This is a genomic window from Thermogemmatispora sp. (assembly GCF_042408735.1).
Classification (GTDB): domain Bacteria; phylum Chloroflexota; class Ktedonobacteria; order Ktedonobacterales; family Ktedonobacteraceae; genus Thermogemmatispora.
Genome location: NZ_JBHOQV010000156.1, coordinates 100,533 through 119,751, shown reverse-complemented (window position 1 = coordinate 119,751; position 19,219 = coordinate 100,533). Strand labels below are relative to the sequence as shown.

Here is a 19,219-nt window from a genome sequence, read left to right as displayed (position 1 = left end):
CGTCTCCCTCGCAGTCCGTCACTCATGCACACAACTCGTCACTCGACGCGCATCTCTGACTCGAAGCCAGGAGCTCCGGGTGGGGTGTCGAGCGGAGTAATTTCCACCCCTTCGGCTTCAGCGCGGTGCAGCTCACGGCGTCGGCGCGTACTGGGGATCAGCCCCTCGGGCCGGAAGATCATCAGCACCACCAGGATGATCCCGAAAATCAGGTTACGGATATTGCTGAAGGAGAAATTCGGGATCACCTGCAGGATTTGGCTATAGAGGGGGTGAATAATACTGCTGGGATCGTTTCCCAGAGCGTCGAGCTGAGGCAGGACCAGGACATTGACCGCATAGACGGCCAGGGCACCCACCACCACGCCAGGAATGCTGCCCAGGCCGCCAAGGACCACCATTGCCAGATAGATCACCGAGTCGCTGAAACTGAAGTTGCCGGAAGTCACCGTACTCAGCTTGGCGGCGTAGTAAGCCCCAGCGATCCCCGAGAAGAAAGCGCCCGCAGCAAAGGCCAGCAGCTTTGTGCCTGTTAGATTGATCCCCGAAGAAGCTGCGGCGATCTCATCCTCGCGCATAGCGATCCAGGCGCGACCGATGCGCGAATCGCGCAGGCGCAAATTAGCCAGCAGCACGAAGGCGATCAGCACCAGGATCAGATAGTAGTATGGCTCCGAGGTTGAGACATTCCAGCGTATCCCGAAGAAGGCCGGCGAGTAGATTCCGGTGAGGCCATTGGTGCCATTGGTATACTTATCCAGATTCTGGACCACGATGGGGATAATCTCGCCGAAGCCGAGGGTCACAATCGCCAGGTAGTCGCCGCGCAGGCGTAAGGTTGGCGCGCCCAGCAGAATGCCCCAGAGAGCGGCGATCAGGGCAGCCACAATCAACATCGGCCAAAAGAGCCAGGGCCAGATGTCCGGATTGATGTGAATGCCGGTCAGAACCGTGAGCTGAGGTGAGCCGACCATGGCCCAGGTGTAGGCCCCAATCACAAAGAAGGCCACATAACCCAGGTCCAGCAGGCCGGCGAAGCCCACAACGATATTCAGGCCCAGAGCCAGGATCACATAGTAGCCAGCGTTGCCATAGTTGTCCAGGCGCGAGTCCGTACCTGAGCCGAAGAGGAAGGGATCGATCATGGGGTAGAACAAGAGCAGGGCGAGGAGGAGCAAGAGGTAGAAATTGCGCGCCCCCGTGCTGCGCAGAGGCAAATCGTTGGGCACCAGGTCGCGTGCCTCCTCGCGAGCGCGGGTAGCCGAAAGCGCGCGTAGCTGGCGGGTGCTCACCGTAGCGCCGGAGCGATCGCCGTTGCTGCCGTTGCCGTTGACCTGGAGAGCGTGGCGGACCGCCACCCGGCCGCCCAGACTCCCTGTCAGCCAGCCAGCCACGGGGAGCAGGATGGTTCGCAGCAGGACCCAGGCCAGAAGCACCAGCGAGGTCTGGCCCTGGCCGTACTGGCCAGTAAAGTAGAAGAGCAGATCAACCACCAGCCAGATGGCGGAGAAGACCAGCCCGAACCAGAAACCTCCAAGGCGAGCACGGGTCATCAGGGTGGCGCGCATCTCGGCGTCGAGGACTTTGAGGGGGGGCAGGGGAGGAAGGGTAGGGGAGGGACGGAAGCGCCGGACGAGGCGGCGCCCATAGTAGTAGATGGCCCAGACCACCACCGAAGCGGCCAGGCCCACAAACAGGTTCGCGGTAATGTAGATCAGCAGAATTGGCACCACCGTGAAGAAGAACATCGAGATCCACAGATCCAGCGTGCTCTGACGGCCACTGTCGGCAGCCGTCAGATAGCCCGTCAGCCCCATAATGATGCCATAAAAGAGCAGCATGAAGAGGCCAGCACCAAGTGCTGAGAGTCGAGAAATGTCCTCGAATGAGCCACCAGAGAAAATCGTCAGCAGGGCCGCATTGAGGATCGCCTCGCCGCTCCAGACGAGGGTAAAAACAAGTACCGGCACCAAAAAGGCGATAACCCATTTAAGAAGCAGCCGACGGGTTTCGCCTGTCTGTGGCAGAATCTGGGAAGGGACCAACATAGCCATCTGTTGTTACCTCTTATAGCGACGCGTGCGTGTTCACGCCTCGTGGCTAGACCTTCTCTGCCAATTGCTGCCCGAGGAGGCCAGTGGGGCGGAAGACCAGGATCAGGATCAGGATAGCGAAGACAGCGGCATCCTGCCAGGCCACGCCTCCATGCGGCAGGCCGAAAGGAAGATCACGATCGGGAATGTAGGTGACCATGGCGCGGATCAGGCCGATCACCAGGCCCCCGAGCATAGCGCCGACCAGGTTGCCGATCCCACCCAGCACTGCGGCGGTGAAGGCGAACAGCCCCAGCTCGAAGCCGACATTGAAGACTGTGTTGTTGGTGGAGAGCAGGAAAACAAAGCCACCCGCCCCGGCGATACCGGCCCCAATCAGGAACGTGATGGCAATTACTCGATCCACGTTGACCCCCATCAGGGCGGCAGCCTCGCGATCCTGGGCCACGGCCCGCATCGCCCGTCCGATGCGAGTGCTCGTCACCAACCACTGCAGGCCCACCATCAGGACCAGGGCCACAACCAGCACAATGATGTCGGTGTTGGTGATGTCGATCGAGCCGATGTTGTAGTGGACCAGCGGTACCATGTATGGGGCCGCCACAGGATTCGGGCCAATGAGGGCCTTAGCTATATCCTCCAGTGCCAGCGAGACGCCGATGGCCGAGATGAGCGGAGCCAGGCGAGGAGCATTGCGCAGCGGGCGGTAGGCCACCCGTTCGATGAGCACTCCAAGCAGTGCACAGACGACGATGGATGCCAGGCAGGTTATAACGAGCATGGCAAGCATATTGCCAAATGGCATCTTGGAGACGTCTGACAGGTGAAAGATGTTCGTTACCATGAACAGGCTGACGAGGGTGCCCATCATGAAAATATCGCCATGGGCGAAGTTGATCAGCTCGATGATCCCATAGACCATCGTATAGCCCAGGGCGACCAGTGAGTAGATCGACCCAATGACAAGCCCCTCGACGAGCAATTGCAAAAACAGGGTCGTAGGACTCATAGAACCTGCACCTCACCTTCTGCCAGTTTATGATACCAGCATCTGACGGGTAGGAGCAAGGCAAGAGAAAGCTGTGGTCGATGGCTGAAGCTGACAGGCTGATAGGCTAGCTGGCTATCTGACTGACTGGCTTTCTCCCGCCTTATCTAGAAAAGTCGGCTGAAGTGGGCGATGAGGACTGTAGAAACGGCGAACTATGCAAGCAACAGGAGCCACAGGGACACCAGCCTGGAGAGGGTCTTCAGCCGACCGAGGCTGTAGAAACTACAGCTGATAGAAACCTGAAAGGCAGGCCAGCTCCGCTGGCCGCATCGCCTGGGTTCGGCGCTTGCTGTTGCTGGCCTGCCTGCTTGAAAAACGCTCTACTACTTGTTACTGGACAGTAACGACATCCTTCGCCAGCAGATCCGGCTTGCCGTTGACGGTGGTGACCTGGTAGATGGTGAAGATCTTGTTCGTCGTATCGCCGTTCTGGTCGAAGGAGATCTTGCCGGTGATGCCGTTATAGGTGATGGTCTTCAGGGCGTCGATGACGGCCTGGCGGAAGACCTGGGCCTGAGCGGCATCGCTGGAATCCTTTGGCGTATGGGTCTTTGTCAGGGCCACCTTGATAGCCTGGATCAGGATATTCATGGAATCGTAGGCCGCAGCGCTATAGGGACCCACATCGCCGTACTTGGCCGTATAGTTCTTAACGAAGGTCTGGGCAGCGGGGATCTTCGAGACGTCGGGAGCGGCGACCGTCATATAGGCCTTACCGCCCGAGCTGACGATCTGCTTATAGAAATCCGAGCTGCCGGTCAGACCATCGCCGCCCGCGAAGACCGCGTTCTTCAAGGCAGGGATAGTCATCATTTGCTGCTGGATCAACTGCCCGCCGGTCGAGTAGTTGCCGCCGAAGTAGATCACGTCGGGCTTGGAGGCTGCTGCTGCGGTCAGCAGGTTCAAATAGGAAGTCGTGCTCTTGACGCTATGGCTCTTGCCGTCGACCACCGTGCCACCAAGCTTTGTCCACTCCTGGACGAAGTACTTCGCCAGGCCAGCGCCGTAGGTCTCGGTATCATCGATGACATAGGCCGTGCGCAGATGCAGCGTATTGTAGAGGTAGTCGGCCATAGCTGGCCCCTGATGGTCATCGGTGGCTGCGACGCGGAAGTAGGTCACCTTTCCTGTGGGGCGCAGCTTCGGAACCAGATCGTTGGCGCCAGTGCAGCCCACATCGGCCCCTTCCTTGGTGAGGCAGGGATTGGTATTGGCCGGGCTGATCATTGCCAGCGGGCCCTGATTGGCAATCGGCATCTCGGCCTGGGCCACGTTACTGTTGAGCGGGCCAACCACGCCCGCCACCAGAGCATCGCCGACCAGAGCCTTCATATTGTTCGCGCCCTTCGTCGGATCGTGCATGCCCGAGGCGCCGACGTCATCCTGGGGATCGAACTGGAGCGTGTAGCCGGGGATCACATGGTTGGCGTTGGCCTCATCGACAGCCAGGTGTGCCCCGTTCTCGGTCGATTTTCCAATACCGGCATCCGCGCCGCTGACTGGAAAATCAGTGGCAACCTTGATGATAGTGGACCCCTGCGTCGTGCTGGTGCCCGTACCCGTTGTCGTCGTGCCGGCTCCGCAGGCTACCAGCATTGCTACAAGCAAGGGTAGGCCCATCGTCAGAGCCATAAAGCGTAGCCAGTTTCTCCTCATGAAAGAACAGCCTCCTTCGCAAATACCAGGTCTGCACCGCGAAACGCGGGTAACAGCAGGGCGGTGAGCGCAGCTCTTTGGGGAGCGCACAAATTTAACCCCTACGAGACATTACGCTATGGTCGTGGTAAAACCTCACATGGCCTGGCTTTCACCAATTCCTTTCCGCTGCACGGATGCCCCCACCTTTAGGCAATGGGGAGGAAGTGCAGCGCGGACGTCGGCCCGCTGTTGTTTTCTTCTCGTATGGCTATCCATCTGCTTGCTGCAACAATTGCCGGTGCCCTTCCGATCGGCCTGGACAAACCTGTTTCCCTGCATTGTCCTTACTGTCGAAATATTCGCTGACACGGACAGCTACGCGACCAATCAATCCATCTTCCCGCATTCTTCTCCATTGGCGCGTCGGCCACCATCATCTCCCCAGTCTGCCGGCCAAAGCGCCTCTTGTGCGTGCCACGGCCAACGGCCGACCACGTGGCCGCATCCTTTTGCGCTCTAGCGATCTTTTCCGGCCTATCTACAGAGCAGGCATCGGAAAGGTGCGCTTTCGGCAACCCACGTTCCAACGGCTCTTTCTTGGTTCTCGCTTCCACCCACCTTCCACTGGCAGACCCAAGGACAGAAGCCGATGGGGCAACGCCCAGGGAGTGGCCTTTATGAACGCAGCGACCTTCAACGGCACCTTCAATCGTTTCGACCCGTGTGGGAGATGCTCCGCCCGAATGCGGCTCGCTGACACCTCCGCGCGCTCTTTAGCCACTGGCCACGTCTCTCGGAGGCTAGAGAAGCACCCCGAACGTAATGACTTGGGGAACGTAGCGTCCTCATCGCCCTTGTCCTCCGGCCTCCGACGCTCGGGGAGGCCATAGATACCGACTTGCGTTGAAAGCTCTCAGGCACCTTCCGGCGCCTTCAGGCCCCCGGCTTGAGCCATGGGATCTATGGCCATCTCTCTGCTCTTCTGCTGACTGAACCTGGATTTGCTACCAGCAGGTTATCCAGCTTGCAAGATCAACCAGGCTGGTAGATGGGCTGATTATAAAGAACCCCGGTTTTCTCTGTCAATACCTTCTTTATGCTTCCCTTCTTGAACCTCTGTTTCACTCTGCTCTATCCTTCCCCAGCACGCTTCAGATCAGCCAGTCTATCTGTCTGACTGCTTGATTGATTGCCGGCTGCAGTGAGCGGGTGAGGGATGGGAAACCCTGCTTTGGGCGGGTCTTCTGCCTTCCCATCGCCTTTTCAGGCCCGGCGGGTGTATACTTAAAGGTGGATCGGCGATTGCTTCCTGGGCAACGGGGGGCCAGACAGAGACAACCGTACCGGGAGACAGTCCACCGGAATCTCATTCTAAGGAGGGAGCAGTGGAACAGCAAGCCATCAAGAACAGCGTTGGGATTTGGGCTTTTGGCCCCAACGTTACGCGCTTTGTCCCGCCCGGCTACCATCCCGAGGTGGCCAACGAGGACATGGTCACGCGCACGAAGCGCGTGGTTGATGGACTGGCCGATCTGGTCGATGGCCTCGAGTACCATTATCCGGGCGAGATCAACGAGGATACCGTCGAGGCTATCAAGGCCGCTCTGGGCCCGATGGACATCTATTGCATCGCCGCCGGACTGCATACCGACCCCACCTACAAGCTCGGCGCCTTTATTAACCCCGATCCCGCCCTGCGCCGCCGCGGTATTGAGACGCTCAAGCGCGGTGTTGATCTGGCTGCCGCTCTGGGCGCCAATTTCATTATCTGGCCTGGGGCCGAGGGCTATAACTATAACTTCCAGCGCGACTACGCCCGCACCTGGGACCTCTTTGTCGAGGGCGTGGCTGAGGTTGTGGCCCATGCCGCTTCCAAGGGCGTCAAGGTCTTCCTGGAGCATAAGAACAGCGAGCCGGCCATGAACATTCTGATGCGCAATATCGCCGCCTGCCTCTATACGATCGAGCGCATCGGGCGTCTTGGCGTCGATACTTCGCGGCTGCTTGTCAATATGGACTGGCAGCATCTGATTATGAATGGGGAAAACCTGGCCGAGTACGCCGCTCTTCTGCATGCCGAAGGGCGCCTGGGCCATCAGCATGCCAACTCGGGCTGGGGCACCTTCGACGACGATAACATGGTCGGCGCTTCTTTCTTTATGCAGACCCTGGAGCTGGCCATGACGCTGCAGGATGTCGGCTATGGCCAGCATGGCGAGCGAATCGGTTACGATCTCTATCCCTATACCGAGGACCAGATCGCCGCGGTGCGCCGCTCTGTGTTGCAGTGGGCCTTTATCGATGATCTGGCGCGCAAGATCGATCGCCAGGCTCTGGCTGAGGCGCGGGCCCGTGCCGACGCTGTCGAGGGCTATCGTATCGTCTACGAGACGCTGGGTCTCGATCAGGCCTACATCGATCGCATCGTTCAGCAGCGCAAGAAGCGCTCGTAGGGAGAAGAGAACAGCGCAGACTGATTGCCACGTCGGAGGGGGGCGGCTTCTCGTTGATCAGGCCGGGTGAGCTGTCCAGGAGCTGGAAGCCAGGTCGGCACAACGGGCCGGCTCGCGCCTGGTTCTACTCGACCAGCGGACCAGCAGCCCCCACTCTGTCAGTCTGCTTTTCCAGGATGCATGCCGATGGAAGCGCTACTTGGTATTGATCTGGGCACCACTGGCGTGAAGGCGGCCATCTTCGATGCGGCGGATGGCCGTCCCCTGGCCTCAGCTTTTGTGGACTATCCGCTCTTTCATCCGCGTCCGGGCTGGGCCGAGCAGAATCCGGCTGACTGGTGGCAGGCGACGCTCGAGGCGATTCGCGCCTGCCTGGAGCAGGGAGCACAAGCCGGGGTGCGGCCCCTGGACGTGCGTGGGGTGGGTCTCTCCGGCCAGATGCATGGCATTGTCCTCTTAGATGAGGCGGCCCAGGTGATTCGCCCGTGCATCATCTGGGCGGATCAGCGCAGCGAGCCACAGTGTCGCTGGATGACCGAGCGTGTTGGGGCTGGGCGTCTGATCGAGCTGGTCTCTAATCCGGCTCTGCCGGGCTTCTCGGCGCCCAAGATTCTCTGGGTACGTGAGCATGAGCCGGAACTGTTTGCGCGCGTGCGCACTGTCCTGCTGCCCAAGGATTACATCCGCTACCGTTTAACTGGGACAATGGCGATGGAGATCTCCGATGCCGCCGGGACCTGCCTGCTGAATGTGACCGGGGGAAGCTGGTCGCGCGAGGTTCTGGAGGCTGTCGGGCTTGATCCTGCTCTCCTGCCCCCGGTGGTGCCGGCTGAGGCCGTCGCCGGTGCAATCACAGAGGAGGTAGCCGCTCTCACGGGCCTGCCTGCCGGTACACCGGTTGCCGGTGGTGGGGCTGATAATGCCTGTGGGGCGGTGGGCAACGGCGTGGTGCGACCCGGTCTCGCTCTGGTCTCGATCGGCACCAGCGGCGTCGTGCTGGCCCATGCCGAGGCCCCCCACGTTGATCGCTCGGGGCCGATACCGCGCATTCATACCTTCAATCATGCCGTGCCGCGCGCCTGGTATCTGATGGGGGTGACGCAGGGGGCGGGCCTCTCGTTGCGGTGGGTGCGCGACTACCTGGGTCTCCCCGAGCGCGCCCTGGAGCGCTGGACGGGTCTGGATGCCTATGAGCTGCTCGCGCGCGAGGCGCAGGGCGCTCCACCTGGCTGCCAGGGGCTGCTCTTCCTGCCTTATCTGCAGGGGGAGCGCACGCCGCATCTCGACGCTTACGCTCGTGGGGGATGGATCGGTCTGACCGCCGCTCATGACCGTCGCCATCTCATCCGCGCCGTGCTGGAGGGAGTGGCCTTTAGTCTCAAAGACTGCTTCACGATTATTACGGCTCAGGGATTGCGGCTAGAGCAGGTGCGGGCCACTGGGGGCGGCGCTCGGAGTCCTCTTTGGCGCCAAATCATTGCCGATGTGTTGGGTGTTGAGCTGGCCGTGACCAATGCCAGTGAAGGGCCGGCCTTCGGCGCCGCCTTGCTGGCGGGAGTAGCGGCTGGCCTCTATCCCTCGGTCGAGGCCGCCTGCGCGAGCACGGTCAGGGTAATTGAGAGCACGGCGCCCCGGCCTGAGCTGGTTGCGCTCTATGCTCGCTTCTACGAGCAATATCGCGCTCTCTATCCGGCCCTCAGAAATGTCTTCCACGCCCTGGCCGGTCTTGGGCAGGCTGAGCCTCCTGGCCACTGAATGAAGATCAGCGGCCAAAGAAAGAAAGCGAGTGGCGTGCCGGTGCCTGTCGGCAGTGGGGCGCACGGCTGACGGGATCCTTGAGGTCGGGGGGCCGGCCTGGGGACCCTCAGCCGCCGCCCTTGTGGTGCCGTCTGCTACCGACGCATTCCTCTTCCGTGTAGGTTGGTAGGCGCTCAGCGTCTGGGGCTGGTGAGTCGGACAAGCTGACCCAGCAGGGCAGCGAGGGCTGCCACCAGCAACAGGACAGTGATCCCGACGAAGGTGTACCACTCGCCGCTGGCGTCGAGCAGCACATAGGCCACGGGCAAGAGCAGCAGACCGCTCAGGGCCAGCTCTAGACAAAAGCGGGCCAGGCTGGAGAAGGAGAGGCCACGCTCCACAAAGCTGTCGATCGCCAGACCCACGAAAATCAAGGCGGCCAGACTAAAGGCAAACAGGGGGATCAGCGTCAGATTATCCAACATGCTTCTGTTCCCGCCTTCTCCCGCTCCTGCTCAGAGGCAGGTAGGACCGAATGCATAGCTCCGCTGTAAGTGTAGCGGATCACTGGCCCACCTGGCAACAACGAAGCGGTGCAGGTGGTCTGAGCCGCACTATCAGTCCAGGAAGAGAACCACAGTCAAGGAGTTGAGCAATGGCCTGGTTTGATCGGCTGCTCACGACAGAGCTACAAGCGATGCGCGAGCGCATCCTTTCTCACCCTTTCTGGAGCGGCATTGAGAATGGTACACTTGCCAGGGAGAGGCTGGGCCTCTTCGCCCTCCAGGACTGGCTCATTGTCCAGGATGCTTATCGTCTTGATGCTCTGGCTATCGCCCGGGCTGCGCCGGATCTACAGTTGCAGGAGATGCTCATCGATAAACTGGCCGCTAAAAAAGGGGGCCCGGAACTGCTGATACGCTTCGGCGAGGCGGTTGGTGTTCCTCGAACCGCCTTTGCCCAGGTTGAGCCATTGGCAGGCTGCCAGGCGCTGCTCAACTTTTTCTACTGGATCTTGGAGACGGGTTCCCCGTGGGAGTGGCTGGCGGCGGTGGGGGCCAGCGAAGACGTCTTTGCCCAGCTCTGCCTGCGTATCTATCCGGCGCTGATGCGCCATTACGGTCTGGATGCCTCCCAGGTGGCCTTTTTCAGCGCCCATCTGGCCATCAGTGAGCGACTTCCCCCTTTGGAACGCTGGCTCAGCGAACAGACCTTCGAAGCGGCTCAATCTCGGCGCCTGGCCCGCGTCATCCGTCTGAGCCATGAATATGAAATACAGTTCTACGATGCCATCCTGCAGGCGCCGCCCGCCATCTCCTGACTGGCCCAGGGCGTGGGAAACCTTCGGGCCTGGTAGGTGACTTTGGAAGCGTGTCCTGCCAGGGGAGCAAGCTGGGAAAAGGCGAGCCAGGCAAGAGCTGCCGACTGGCAGCTCAGGCGTCCTTCATTGCCACCATCTGGAGCCACATGCGAGGTACCTCCTGCAGGCCAAGCTCCTGGCCGGCCTCATAGACCGCCACTCCCAGGGCCTGGGCGCCGAGGGAGAGTGGTACCCCTGGTAGGGCGCCTTCAATGAAGAGCCAGTATTGACCCAGGTCCTTCCAGGCATCGAGCGAGATTGAGACCTGAGTCTGCGTCATCTCCACGCGGCTGAAACCGCCCTCGCGGAAGAGAGCGGCGTATTCCTCGGGCGAGAGCCACTGCATGGCCTGAGCCTTGGTTTCACGCGAAGGGCGGATATCCGGGTGAGTCTTGCGCAGCCAGCCCACGGCGCGGCGCGTCCACATACGATAAAAGCGTTCGGTGCCTGGCACATAGGTGCCCTCGTAGAAAGCGCTATTGCAGGCGAAGATGCCGCCTGGGCGAAGAATGGCGGAGATCTGGCGGAAGGCGGCGAGCTTGTCGGCGACCAGGTGGATAGCGTTGCAGAAGAAGGCCATGTCGGCGTTCTGGACGATGCGCGGCAGGTCTTCGCTTTCGCCCTGGACAAACTCAGCCTGCATACCCAGCGCTTCCATACTCTTATGAGCGCGGCGCAGGGCTTCTGCCGAAGGATCGACGCCGATCAAGCGTGCCTGTCGTCCCTGGCGAGCCAGCTCCTCAGCGATCAGGCGCGTGACAGCGCCGGTGCCACAGGCCATATCGACGATGGTGAGGGGCTGCTCGTGCGCTTGCCCTTTTCCTTCCAGGTGCGCCAGGGCCTGCTGCACGAGCGCGCGATTAATCTCGGTATAAAAGTGGTGCGCGGCAAAGGGTTCGAAGGTGAACTGGTTGGTTTCCTCGGTTTCGATCAAGCCCATCAGTTGAGCCTCCTGAGCTGGTGTCGGTGTTATCGAATTAGAGAAAGTTCGCCCCAAAATTGTTTCAGGGTCGGTGGCCCTGCGCCGAAAATCTCCCGCTCAGAGCAAGAGAGAGCCGGACAAGCAGGGCCGAAGGAAAGAAGGCCAGCAACAGAGGGGGTGATCGAAACCGAGGAGCCAGAGGGGAGAGGGAAGCCGGCAGATCAGATATGCATGGCCATGCCTCCGTCGACGCAGATGACCTGGCCAGTAATATAGCCAGCCTCGGGTGAGCAGAGGAAGCAAATCGTGGCGGCAACCTCCTCGGGGGTTCCAAAGCGCCCAAGAGGGGTCAGGTCGAGCATCTGCTTACGCTGCTGCTCTGTCAGCTTCGAGGTTAGCTCTGTGGGGACGAAGCCCGGCGCCACGGCGTTGGCCGTGATGTTGCGGCTGGCCATCTCGCGCGCTGTGCTGAGCGTCAGAGCGATGATGGCCGCTTTCGAAGCGCTATAGTTAGCCTGGCCGGCATTGCCAAGCAGACCGGCGACCGAGGTCACGTTAACGATGCGGCCCCAGCGCGCCTTCATCATCGTGCGCAGGGCTGCGCGGGTGCAAAGGAAAGCCGAACGAAGGTTGATATTCAAAATATCCTCAAAATCGGCAAGCGACATCTGCAGAATCAGCTTATCGCGGGTGGTTCCTGCGTTATTTACCAGCACGGTCACCGGCCCCAGCTCACGGTTGATCTGCTCAAAGAGCCTGCTGACATCTTCTTCCTGGCTCACGTCAGCCTGGACCGCGATGGCGCGTCTGCCGAGGGCTTCGATCTGGGCGCGTACCTCTTCGGCGGCCTCCGCATGACGATAGTAGTTCACAGCGACATCTGCTCCCGCCTGAGCCAGACGCAGAGCCACTGCCCGCCCGATACCCTGGCTACTTCCAGTCACAAGTGCGATCTTGCCTTCCAGTGGCAGATGCTGTTCTCTGGCCATATAACGTCTACTCCTTGTCGAATACCTTGGCGTCCCCGCCCGTTTGCCGCTCTAGTATAGCATATTTGTGCCGCCTGTGAAGTGCCAGCCAGAAGAGTAGCCAGGCGTGTAGCGGGCGAAGAGAGAGGAGAGCGCAAGCCTGCCCCAGGCCGGCTCACCTGGTTGGCCGGCCTGCGAGTGCGCTCAGTGCTGGAGAGAGGCGCAGAAATAGCCTGGGCGGAGCGGAGCAAGGCGGCCAGGAGCGCTGCGCTGCGCTGCGAAGGCCTCCGCTGCCATTCCAGTCAGGAGGTGGCTTGTTCGCCGGAGGCTGGTGACTTTTGCTTGAGCGCGCGCAGCTCCTGCGTATCGACGATGTGGTCGGCAACCTGGGGATCAAGCAAGCTTTCTGCGCTGGTGCGTTCCGACTGAGGCAGGGGATCGACTAAGCGCTCGATGAAGGGCAGCGTATCCAGGGTAGGAACCGAGAACGGGGTTTCCGGGACCTGTGGGAAGTCCGAAGGAGAGGTTGCCTCGGGCGATTGCTCCTCCACCTCGTTGCCGCTGGTGGCCTGCAGCTCGTAGGCGCTATTCGGCACCTCGAAGCTGAACGGGGTGGCCTTGGCTGGTGCATCTTCCGCGAGCTGGTGACCTTCCTTCTCTTCTGCCGTCTCCGCCTCCTGCTGGGAGAAGGCGGCGGAGCGCTCAACGGCCTCCTTCCAGGCGCGTTCCCAGCTCGATGCCGTCCAGGGCAAGGTCGCAGAGGAGGGAAATTCCTCCTGCCGATCGAAGCTCTCGGAGGCGTAGAACGCCCTCTCTGTCTCTTCCTGTGAGGAAGCCGAGTGTTCCTCCTCTGTGGGGAGGGATGAAGCCAGGCCCGGGAGCGTCGACTCTGAGTCTGCGCCGAAGTTGAGTGTCGTGCCGCCGGTAGAAGTTTCAAGGGCCTTCAGCCAGGCGGGAATCTCTGGTGGCTGTCCTGCCGGTCGCTCCTCCATCATATAGGCCAGGCTCTCGGGCGAGAAGTAGTCATCGCTGCTCTCCTCCTGCTGGCTGGCCTCGCTGGAGGGCGAAGCGATCAACGGCGCTTCCTGCCTTTCCTCTGCCGGGGAAGGAGCGCTGATCGCGGCCGACTCGGGGGCTGTCTCGGCGCTTAGTGCAGCCGAAGAGGTGGGCAGAGTCGCTGCCTCCTGACCCGAAGAGAGGCCGGTCGCGGCTAAGCTGGCGGCGTTCGCGAACGAAGAGGCTGCCTCTTCTACGTCGGGAGAGGTTGCGGTGCCGCTGGAGCCTGTGAAGCTGGCTGAGAGAGTGGCCTCTCCTGTTGGAAGGGGACCATCCTGGCTTTTGGCGCGGGAGCTGCCAGGGCTTGTTCCTGCGGCAGGGCGCTCGGGGATAATACGTCTTGGGCGAACCGCCGGCATGCGTGGCGAGGTCTCTTCCACCTCAACTTCGCTGCGGGCCTGGGGACCGAGAATAGCTGAGCGCAATTGCTCCTCGGTCAGGCTGTAGACGTTATCCAGCCGGGCCCCGGTCAGGTTCGTCTGGTGCAGGTCTGCCACCAGCAAAGTGGCCTCGCTCAGGTTGGCCTCGCGCAGATCGGCGTACGAGAGATTGGCCCCTGTCAGATTAGCTCTTGTCAGATCCGCGCCGGCCAGGCATGCGCGTGAGAGATCGGCCATTGAAAGATTCGCGCCTACCAGCCGCGCCCCGCGCAGATCGGCGCGCCCCAGATAGCGATGGGAAAGATCGCGCTGCGAAAGGTCGGCCTTGTACAGGTTGGCGGGCCGCCAATGGGCGGGCATAGCGGCCCCTGCCTCCGCGGCCTTGGACAGGATGGGCGTCTCATCCACCCGGGGTAGGCGCGCCAGCTCTAGCTCGACGCCGAATTGACTGATCGCCTGATTCAGGCGCTCCTCGTAAGCCTTGCGTAGCTGCTCGACCTGATTGGCCACGCTCTGCTTTTGGGCAGCCATCTCGCGCTGCTGTTTCTGTTCCCAGACCTGGCGGCGCGCCTCCTCCGCTCGTTCCCAGGCTGCTTGCTGCTTGCGGATGCTCTCGATAAAGTGGCGCTGAACGCGCAAGCCAAGGAAGACCCCCAGGCCCCCGGCCAGCACGCAGACAATAATGCCCCCAATAATCAACGTTGTGACCATAGCACTAGACTCCTGGCTTGATCTCTCTTCTCCGCACTATTGTGAATGGTCGCAGCTCCTGTGTCCCTTATTATAAACAACTACGTACGTCCCGGTCTATTTTTGTGCGGCAACCAGGACTTTTGCGAGGGAGAAGCGGCGGGCGAGCAGAGAGCAAGCGCCTGCGGTACCTGTCAGCCGTCGCATTGGAGCGGCGGCGTCATCGGCTAGCGATGCCGTGAGAGGCGCAGCTCAGCGCTGGCCTGGCGGGCAGCCCGCAGGACCTGGGAAGTCAGCCACTCGCCGTGGCGGGAAAACTGATCGCTGCGGAACGAAATAGCGATGGCCGCTCTGACCCGGCCCTGGGCATCTCTGACAGGCGCTGCCAGGCAGATTGTCCCGGGGTGCAACTCCTCGCGGTCGATACTATAGCCCTGATGAAAGACCGTGTCTAGCTCTTCGCAAAGAAGGGAGCGTTCGACGATCGTGCGCTGAGTCAGGCGGATCAGGGTGTGGCGGGCAAGGTAGTCCTCGACGAAAGCTGGCGAGCTATAAGCGAGGAGCACTTTTCCCAGAGCGTGGGCATGGGCCTGGCCGCGATAGCCGATGTAGATGCCCGGAATGCGCTCGGCGTGGGCAGGCTCGACAATGGCCTGCAGCTCGACCTCGCCGTAGCGCCAGCCGGCCAGATAGGCCGTCTCCTGGCTGCGCTCGCTCAAGCTGTGCAGAATGGGGCGCAGCCGCTGCAAGAGGGAGGGCTGCTGGACTGGTGGAGGGGAGACAGCTCTGCCATTCTCTGAGGGGTCTGCCGCTGGTACTGGCCATTCCCAGGTCAGCGTGCGCAGGTATGCATCGTTCAAATAGGGGATCTGTGGCCCGAGTACATAGTGGCCGCTGGGAAGGCGCTCAATGTAGCCAGCGGCCTGCAACGTATTCAAACTGTGATAACAGGTGCTGATATTGATCTGGAGCAGCCTGCTTACGGCGCGGACGGTCAATCCGCCGGGCATACGGGCGAGGAGGTCGAGAATGGCGAGCACGCGCTGCGCCGAGCGTAGGACATCGCGTTTGGACGTTGGGGCTGGGCCATCCGAGGCTTGCGGGTGGGCGTGAGAGCGGTTGGCCATGACACTGTTGCTCCTTTGCACATGGGAGGAAGCGTGCCACAGTTGGCGAGCTTGCCTGTAGCGACGCTCCTTCCTTCCCGGTAAAGCATGCCTTCCTTACCTGGGATTATACTGGGCCGCGTCTTAGTGTCAAGCAGGATGAGACAGGATTTCAAATAATGAAATCTCGATCTACACACTGGTATCGTTTTATGCTATGCTGGCAGCGTAAGCCAGAGACTGGAGCCGATCTGGGTACTCAGCCCAAGCGGTGAGCGGTTCAGGCCCTTCTTGGTTCCTCTGATGAGCCAGTCTGCGCAGACGGAGTCTCAAGTTACAAGACGGTCCAAGCAAGGAAGATAGGGGGCCGGGCAAGAAATCAACAAGGGATTCGCCTGTTCTGAAGGCATAGGCAGCGTAATGCGTTCGAACTCCCTCCCTGGCTCGTGCTCCGTGAGAGCACTGGAGCTGGCTGGCCCTGGAAGAACAAAGTCCTGGCCGGGTCCAGGCCAGCGCGAGCCGAAGGGATCACGGAGCGGGTCGCTGTTGACCTGCTGGACACAAAGGAGGCCGGCTGATGTTCCGCACCTCGACGGGCGAAGAGATTTTCATCATTGACGCCCACACGCATCTCTGGGACGCCAGTCCCGCCAACCAGCGCAACCAGTATGGGCGCGGCTGGATCGACTGCTTCTACGACTATCACCGCAATCTTTCTCCCGCTGAGTACGTTTGGCCGCTCAGCGACTTTGAGCGCTATACGCCGGAGCGCATGGCCCGTGACGAGTTTGTCAAGGGCTACGTCGATATGGCTATTCTCCAGCCCACCTATCTCAGCGAGTTCTTCATCAATGGCTTCAATACCATCGAGCAAAACAGCGTCATGAAGCAGCGCTATCCCGAGCGCTTTATCCTCAACGGGGCCTGGGATGCGCGCGACGGTGATGCTGGCCTGGACTATCTGCGGCGTCAGAAGGACCAGTGGGACATCAAAGGCGTCAAGCTCTATACGGCGGAATGGCGTGGCTCCTCGAAGGGTTACAAGCTCTCCAGTCCCGAAGCTTACCGTTATCTGGAGGAATGCGCCAGGCTAGGGATCACTAATATCCATGTGCATAAAGGCCCGACCATTTATCCTCTCAATCGCGACGCCTTCGATGTAGCCGATGTCGACGATGCTGCCTCCCATTTTCCCGAGCTGAATTTTATCGTCGAGCACGTTGGCTTGCCGCGTCTGGAAGACTTCTGCTGGATTGCCGTCCAGGAGAAAAACGTCTACGCTGGCCTGGCCGTAGCCTTACCCTTCATTTATCCTCGCCCTCGCTACTTTGCCGAGATCATGGCCAACCTGCTCTTCTGGGTGGGACCGGACAAGATTCTCTTTGGCAGCGACTATGCCATTTGGGAGCCCCGCTGGCTGGTGGAGCGCTTCATGGCCTTCGAGCTGCCTCAAGACCTGAAAGAAGAATTCAAGGTTGATCTCACCCTCGACGTGAAGCGCAAGATTATGGGCTTGAACGCGGCGCGCCTCTATGGCATCGATCCCGAAGAGCAGCTGAGAAAGCTAAGCGGCGACGAGCTAGCCCAGCAGGTGGCCGCAGGAGAGAACGGTAGCCGGCTGAAGTCACAAGGGGCGAGCAGCTCCGCAGCCGCTGAGGCTGGTGCCTGAGTCGGCTGCCGCGGCCAGCCGACGGCGGCCAGCGCCTGGGCCGGTTTCCGAGAACGGGGGCGAGCTGGCTCGGGCGCGGCCGGCTCACCAGACCGGGCCCGGCTCTCTACCGGTCCTGTCGCGCGTTCGATGGCAAGACAAGGGGAGAAAAGCTATGCCCATCCAAGACGTAGGAGGCGCTTCCCACGTAAGGCCAGAACAGGTCTGGGCGGCCATCGCCGATGTGCTTGATCCCGAACTAGATAGGCCGCTGGTAGACCTGGGCTTCGTCGACCGCCTCGAAATCGAAGGGACGGCGGTCAGCATCTTTTTGAAGCTGCCGACCTTCTGGTGTGCGCCGAACTTCGCCTATCTGATGGCCTCCGATCTGGCCGAGAAGGCGCGAGCTGTGCCAGGTGTAGGCAGCGTCCGGATCTATCTCCTCGACCATTGTGCCGGCGAGGCCATCTCGACTGCGGTCAATAGTGGCCTCAGCTTTGCCGCCGCTTTTCCCGATGAGGTCACGACGGACAGCGATCTACAGGAATTGCGTCGCACTTTCTTACGCAAAGGCTTTCTCATGCGCCAGGATCTGCTGCTGCGTCGTTTGTTGCGGGCGGGTCTGAGCGAGGAAACGCTGCGCAGCCGGTGCCTGGAAGATCTCTCCTGGGATGAAGCGGGTGATGTAGCCTGCTTGCGTCTGCCGGAGGCTGCTCTCCAGCTCTCGACGCTGGGCCGGGCGGCCCGGGCCTACGTTGAGCGAGGGCAGGCTCTGGGACTGTTGCGTCTGGGCGGTCCGCTCTTTGTTGACGAGCGAGGGGAGCCGATTCCAGGTGGCGATCTTCAGGGCTTTCTGCGTCGCCTGCGCGCGGTACGCCTGAGCCTCCTCTTCGACACCGCCATGTGCAGCGCCCTCTTTCGCACTCGTTACCAGCATGCCAGCGCAGAGACAGCGCATAGCCAGGAAGGAGAGGATCCCCTATGAAAGCCGTTCGTCTCCACGCCTACAATCAAGCGCCGGTAGTTGAAGAGGTAGCTGAGCCGACGATCAGCGGTCCCTTCGATGTCATCGTGCGCATCGGAGGAGCCGGCCTTTGTCGGACGGATCTGCATATCATCGAAGGGCAATGGGCCGAGAAATCCGGTGTGACGCTCCCCTACACGCTTGGGCACGAAAACGCTGGCTGGGTGCATGCCGTTGGCTCGGGGGTCAGCAACGTCGCTGTAGGCGACACTGTTATTGTGCATCCACTCATCACCTGTGGCTTCTGCCGTGCCTGTCGAGCGGGGAACGACATGCACTGTGCCAACTCGGCCTTTCCGGGCATTTCCACTGACGGTGGAATGGCGGCATTTTTGAAGACCACGGCACGAGCCGTTGTCAAGCTTGATCCATCGCTGGCCCCCAAGGACATCGCCGCCCTGGCCGATGCCGGCCTGACGGCCTATCATGCCGTCAAGAAGGCCGTGCCGCTCCTCTATCCTGGTACCAGAGCAGTAGTCATCGGCGCCGGTGGCCTGGGCCACATCGGTGTCCAGTGTCTCAAGGCCCTGACGCCTGCCGAAGTGATTGTGGTCGACAGGTCGGCAGAGGCCCTGGAGCTGGCCCGCGGGTGGGGAGCCGATCACACGGTGCTTGCCGATGACGGTGAGGTCGCCAGAGTTCGCGAAATCACGGAAGGCCAGGGAGCCGAGGTGATTCTTGATTTTGTGGGCGAAGGTGGTGCCCTGGAAAGCGGAGTCGCCATGTTGCGCCGTGCCGGCTACTATTATGTCATTGGCTACGGCGGTCGCCTGGTCGTGCCGACTATTGATATCATCTCGACCGAGATCAACTTTATTGGCAACCTGGTCGGGACCTACAACGATCTAGTCGAGTTGATGGCCCTGACGGCTCAAGGGAAGGTACGGCTACACACGGCGGTCTATCCGTTGGAGGCAGCCCTGGATGCCATTCATGATCTGGAGAGCGGCCATCTGCATGGGCGCGGCATTCTGGTGCCGGCGGAAACCTGAGAGAAGCTAAAAAAGCTGACTGCGGAAGGAGGCCGGCCAACGAGCCCCTCTTCCCGGCAAAGCCGGCCTGGAGCTGGTGTAAGTAAGAATGAGACCCGGCTCCTGCAGAGTTGAGCAGGCCCCGAGCCTTTGTGGCCGGC

General features: G+C 61.0%; 14 protein-coding genes. 6 read left to right on the top strand and 8 right to left on the bottom strand.

What is annotated here, in order from left to right; genetic code table 11:
* Positions 1–38 precede the first annotated feature (38 nt).
* The 3 genes from ACFMO7_RS17820 to ACFMO7_RS17810 form a co-directional block, all read right to left on the bottom strand.
* Positions 39–2,054, bottom strand: a complete 2,016-nt coding sequence (locus ACFMO7_RS17820) for a branched-chain amino acid ABC transporter permease (protein WP_376796836.1) — start codon at positions 2,052–2,054, stop codon at positions 39–41.
* Between the two features lie 46 nt (positions 2,055–2,100).
* Positions 2,101–3,063: a branched-chain amino acid ABC transporter permease gene (locus ACFMO7_RS17815; RefSeq protein WP_376796835.1), complete on the bottom strand. Its 963-nt coding sequence runs from the start codon at positions 3,061–3,063 to the stop codon at positions 2,101–2,103.
* 372 nt (positions 3,064–3,435) lie between these two features.
* Complete coding sequence (locus ACFMO7_RS17810; protein WP_376796834.1) at positions 3,436–4,761, bottom strand: branched-chain amino acid ABC transporter substrate-binding protein; 1,326 nt, start codon at positions 4,759–4,761, stop codon at positions 3,436–3,438.
* 1,367 nt (positions 4,762–6,128) lie between these two features.
* On the opposite strand from ACFMO7_RS17810, the gene ACFMO7_RS17805 reads away from it, so the two are divergent.
* On the top strand, positions 6,129–7,196 hold the full coding sequence (locus ACFMO7_RS17805) for a sugar phosphate isomerase/epimerase family protein (protein ID WP_376796833.1): 1,068 nt from the start codon (positions 6,129–6,131) through the stop codon (positions 7,194–7,196).
* A 186-nt stretch (positions 7,197–7,382) separates the two neighbouring features.
* Positions 7,383–8,951: a xylulokinase gene (xylB, locus tag ACFMO7_RS17800; protein WP_376796832.1), complete on the top strand. Its 1,569-nt coding sequence runs from the start codon at positions 7,383–7,385 to the stop codon at positions 8,949–8,951.
* 176 nt (positions 8,952–9,127) lie between these two features.
* On the opposite strand, the gene ACFMO7_RS17795 is transcribed toward xylB, so the two are convergent.
* A complete protein-coding gene (locus tag ACFMO7_RS17795; RefSeq protein ID WP_376796831.1) occupies positions 9,128–9,418 on the bottom strand; it encodes a hypothetical protein in 291 nt (96 codons plus the stop codon).
* A 170-nt stretch (positions 9,419–9,588) separates the two neighbouring features.
* On the opposite strand from ACFMO7_RS17795, the gene ACFMO7_RS17790 reads away from it, so the two are divergent.
* On the top strand, positions 9,589–10,254 hold the full coding sequence (locus ACFMO7_RS17790; protein ID WP_376796830.1) for an iron-containing redox enzyme family protein: 666 nt from the start codon (positions 9,589–9,591) through the stop codon (positions 10,252–10,254).
* Between the two features lie 112 nt (positions 10,255–10,366).
* Here the strand turns inward: ACFMO7_RS17790 and ACFMO7_RS17785 are convergent, their stop codons facing one another.
* From ACFMO7_RS17785 to ACFMO7_RS17770, 4 genes are all read right to left on the bottom strand, one after another.
* Positions 10,367–11,233 carry a class I SAM-dependent methyltransferase gene (locus tag ACFMO7_RS17785; protein ID WP_376796829.1) on the bottom strand — a complete coding sequence of 289 codons (867 nt, stop codon included), beginning with the start codon at positions 11,231–11,233 and terminating at the stop codon, positions 10,367–10,369.
* 203 nt (positions 11,234–11,436) lie between these two features.
* Positions 11,437–12,204 carry a 3-oxoacyl-[acyl-carrier-protein] reductase gene (gene fabG, locus ACFMO7_RS17780; RefSeq protein ID WP_376796828.1) on the bottom strand — a complete coding sequence of 256 codons (768 nt, stop codon included), beginning with the start codon at positions 12,202–12,204 and terminating at the stop codon, positions 11,437–11,439.
* 281 nt (positions 12,205–12,485) lie between these two features.
* On the bottom strand, positions 12,486–14,330 hold the full coding sequence (locus ACFMO7_RS17775; RefSeq protein ID WP_376796827.1) for a pentapeptide repeat-containing protein: 1,845 nt from the start codon (positions 14,328–14,330) through the stop codon (positions 12,486–12,488).
* 206 nt (positions 14,331–14,536) lie between these two features.
* On the bottom strand, positions 14,537–15,436 hold the full coding sequence (locus ACFMO7_RS17770) for an IclR family transcriptional regulator (RefSeq protein WP_376796826.1): 900 nt from the start codon (positions 15,434–15,436) through the stop codon (positions 14,537–14,539).
* Positions 15,437–15,992: 556 nt separating this feature from the next.
* Between ACFMO7_RS17770 and ACFMO7_RS17765 the strand changes: the two genes are divergently transcribed.
* The 3 genes from ACFMO7_RS17765 to ACFMO7_RS17755 all read left to right on the top strand — a co-directional run bounded on the left by ACFMO7_RS17765 (position 15,993) and on the right by ACFMO7_RS17755 (position 19,079).
* Positions 15,993–17,084, top strand: a complete 1,092-nt coding sequence (locus ACFMO7_RS17765) for an amidohydrolase family protein (RefSeq protein WP_376796825.1) — start codon at positions 15,993–15,995, stop codon at positions 17,082–17,084.
* A gap of 154 nt (positions 17,085–17,238) precedes the next feature.
* A complete protein-coding gene (locus ACFMO7_RS17760; protein ID WP_376796824.1) occupies positions 17,239–18,048 on the top strand; it encodes an iron-sulfur cluster assembly protein in 810 nt (269 codons plus the stop codon).
* A complete protein-coding gene (locus tag ACFMO7_RS17755) occupies positions 18,045–19,079 on the top strand; it encodes an NAD(P)-dependent alcohol dehydrogenase (protein WP_376796823.1) in 1,035 nt (344 codons plus the stop codon). The genes ACFMO7_RS17760 and ACFMO7_RS17755 overlap by 4 nt, the downstream gene beginning before the upstream one ends.
* Positions 19,080–19,219: the final 140 nt, after the last annotated feature.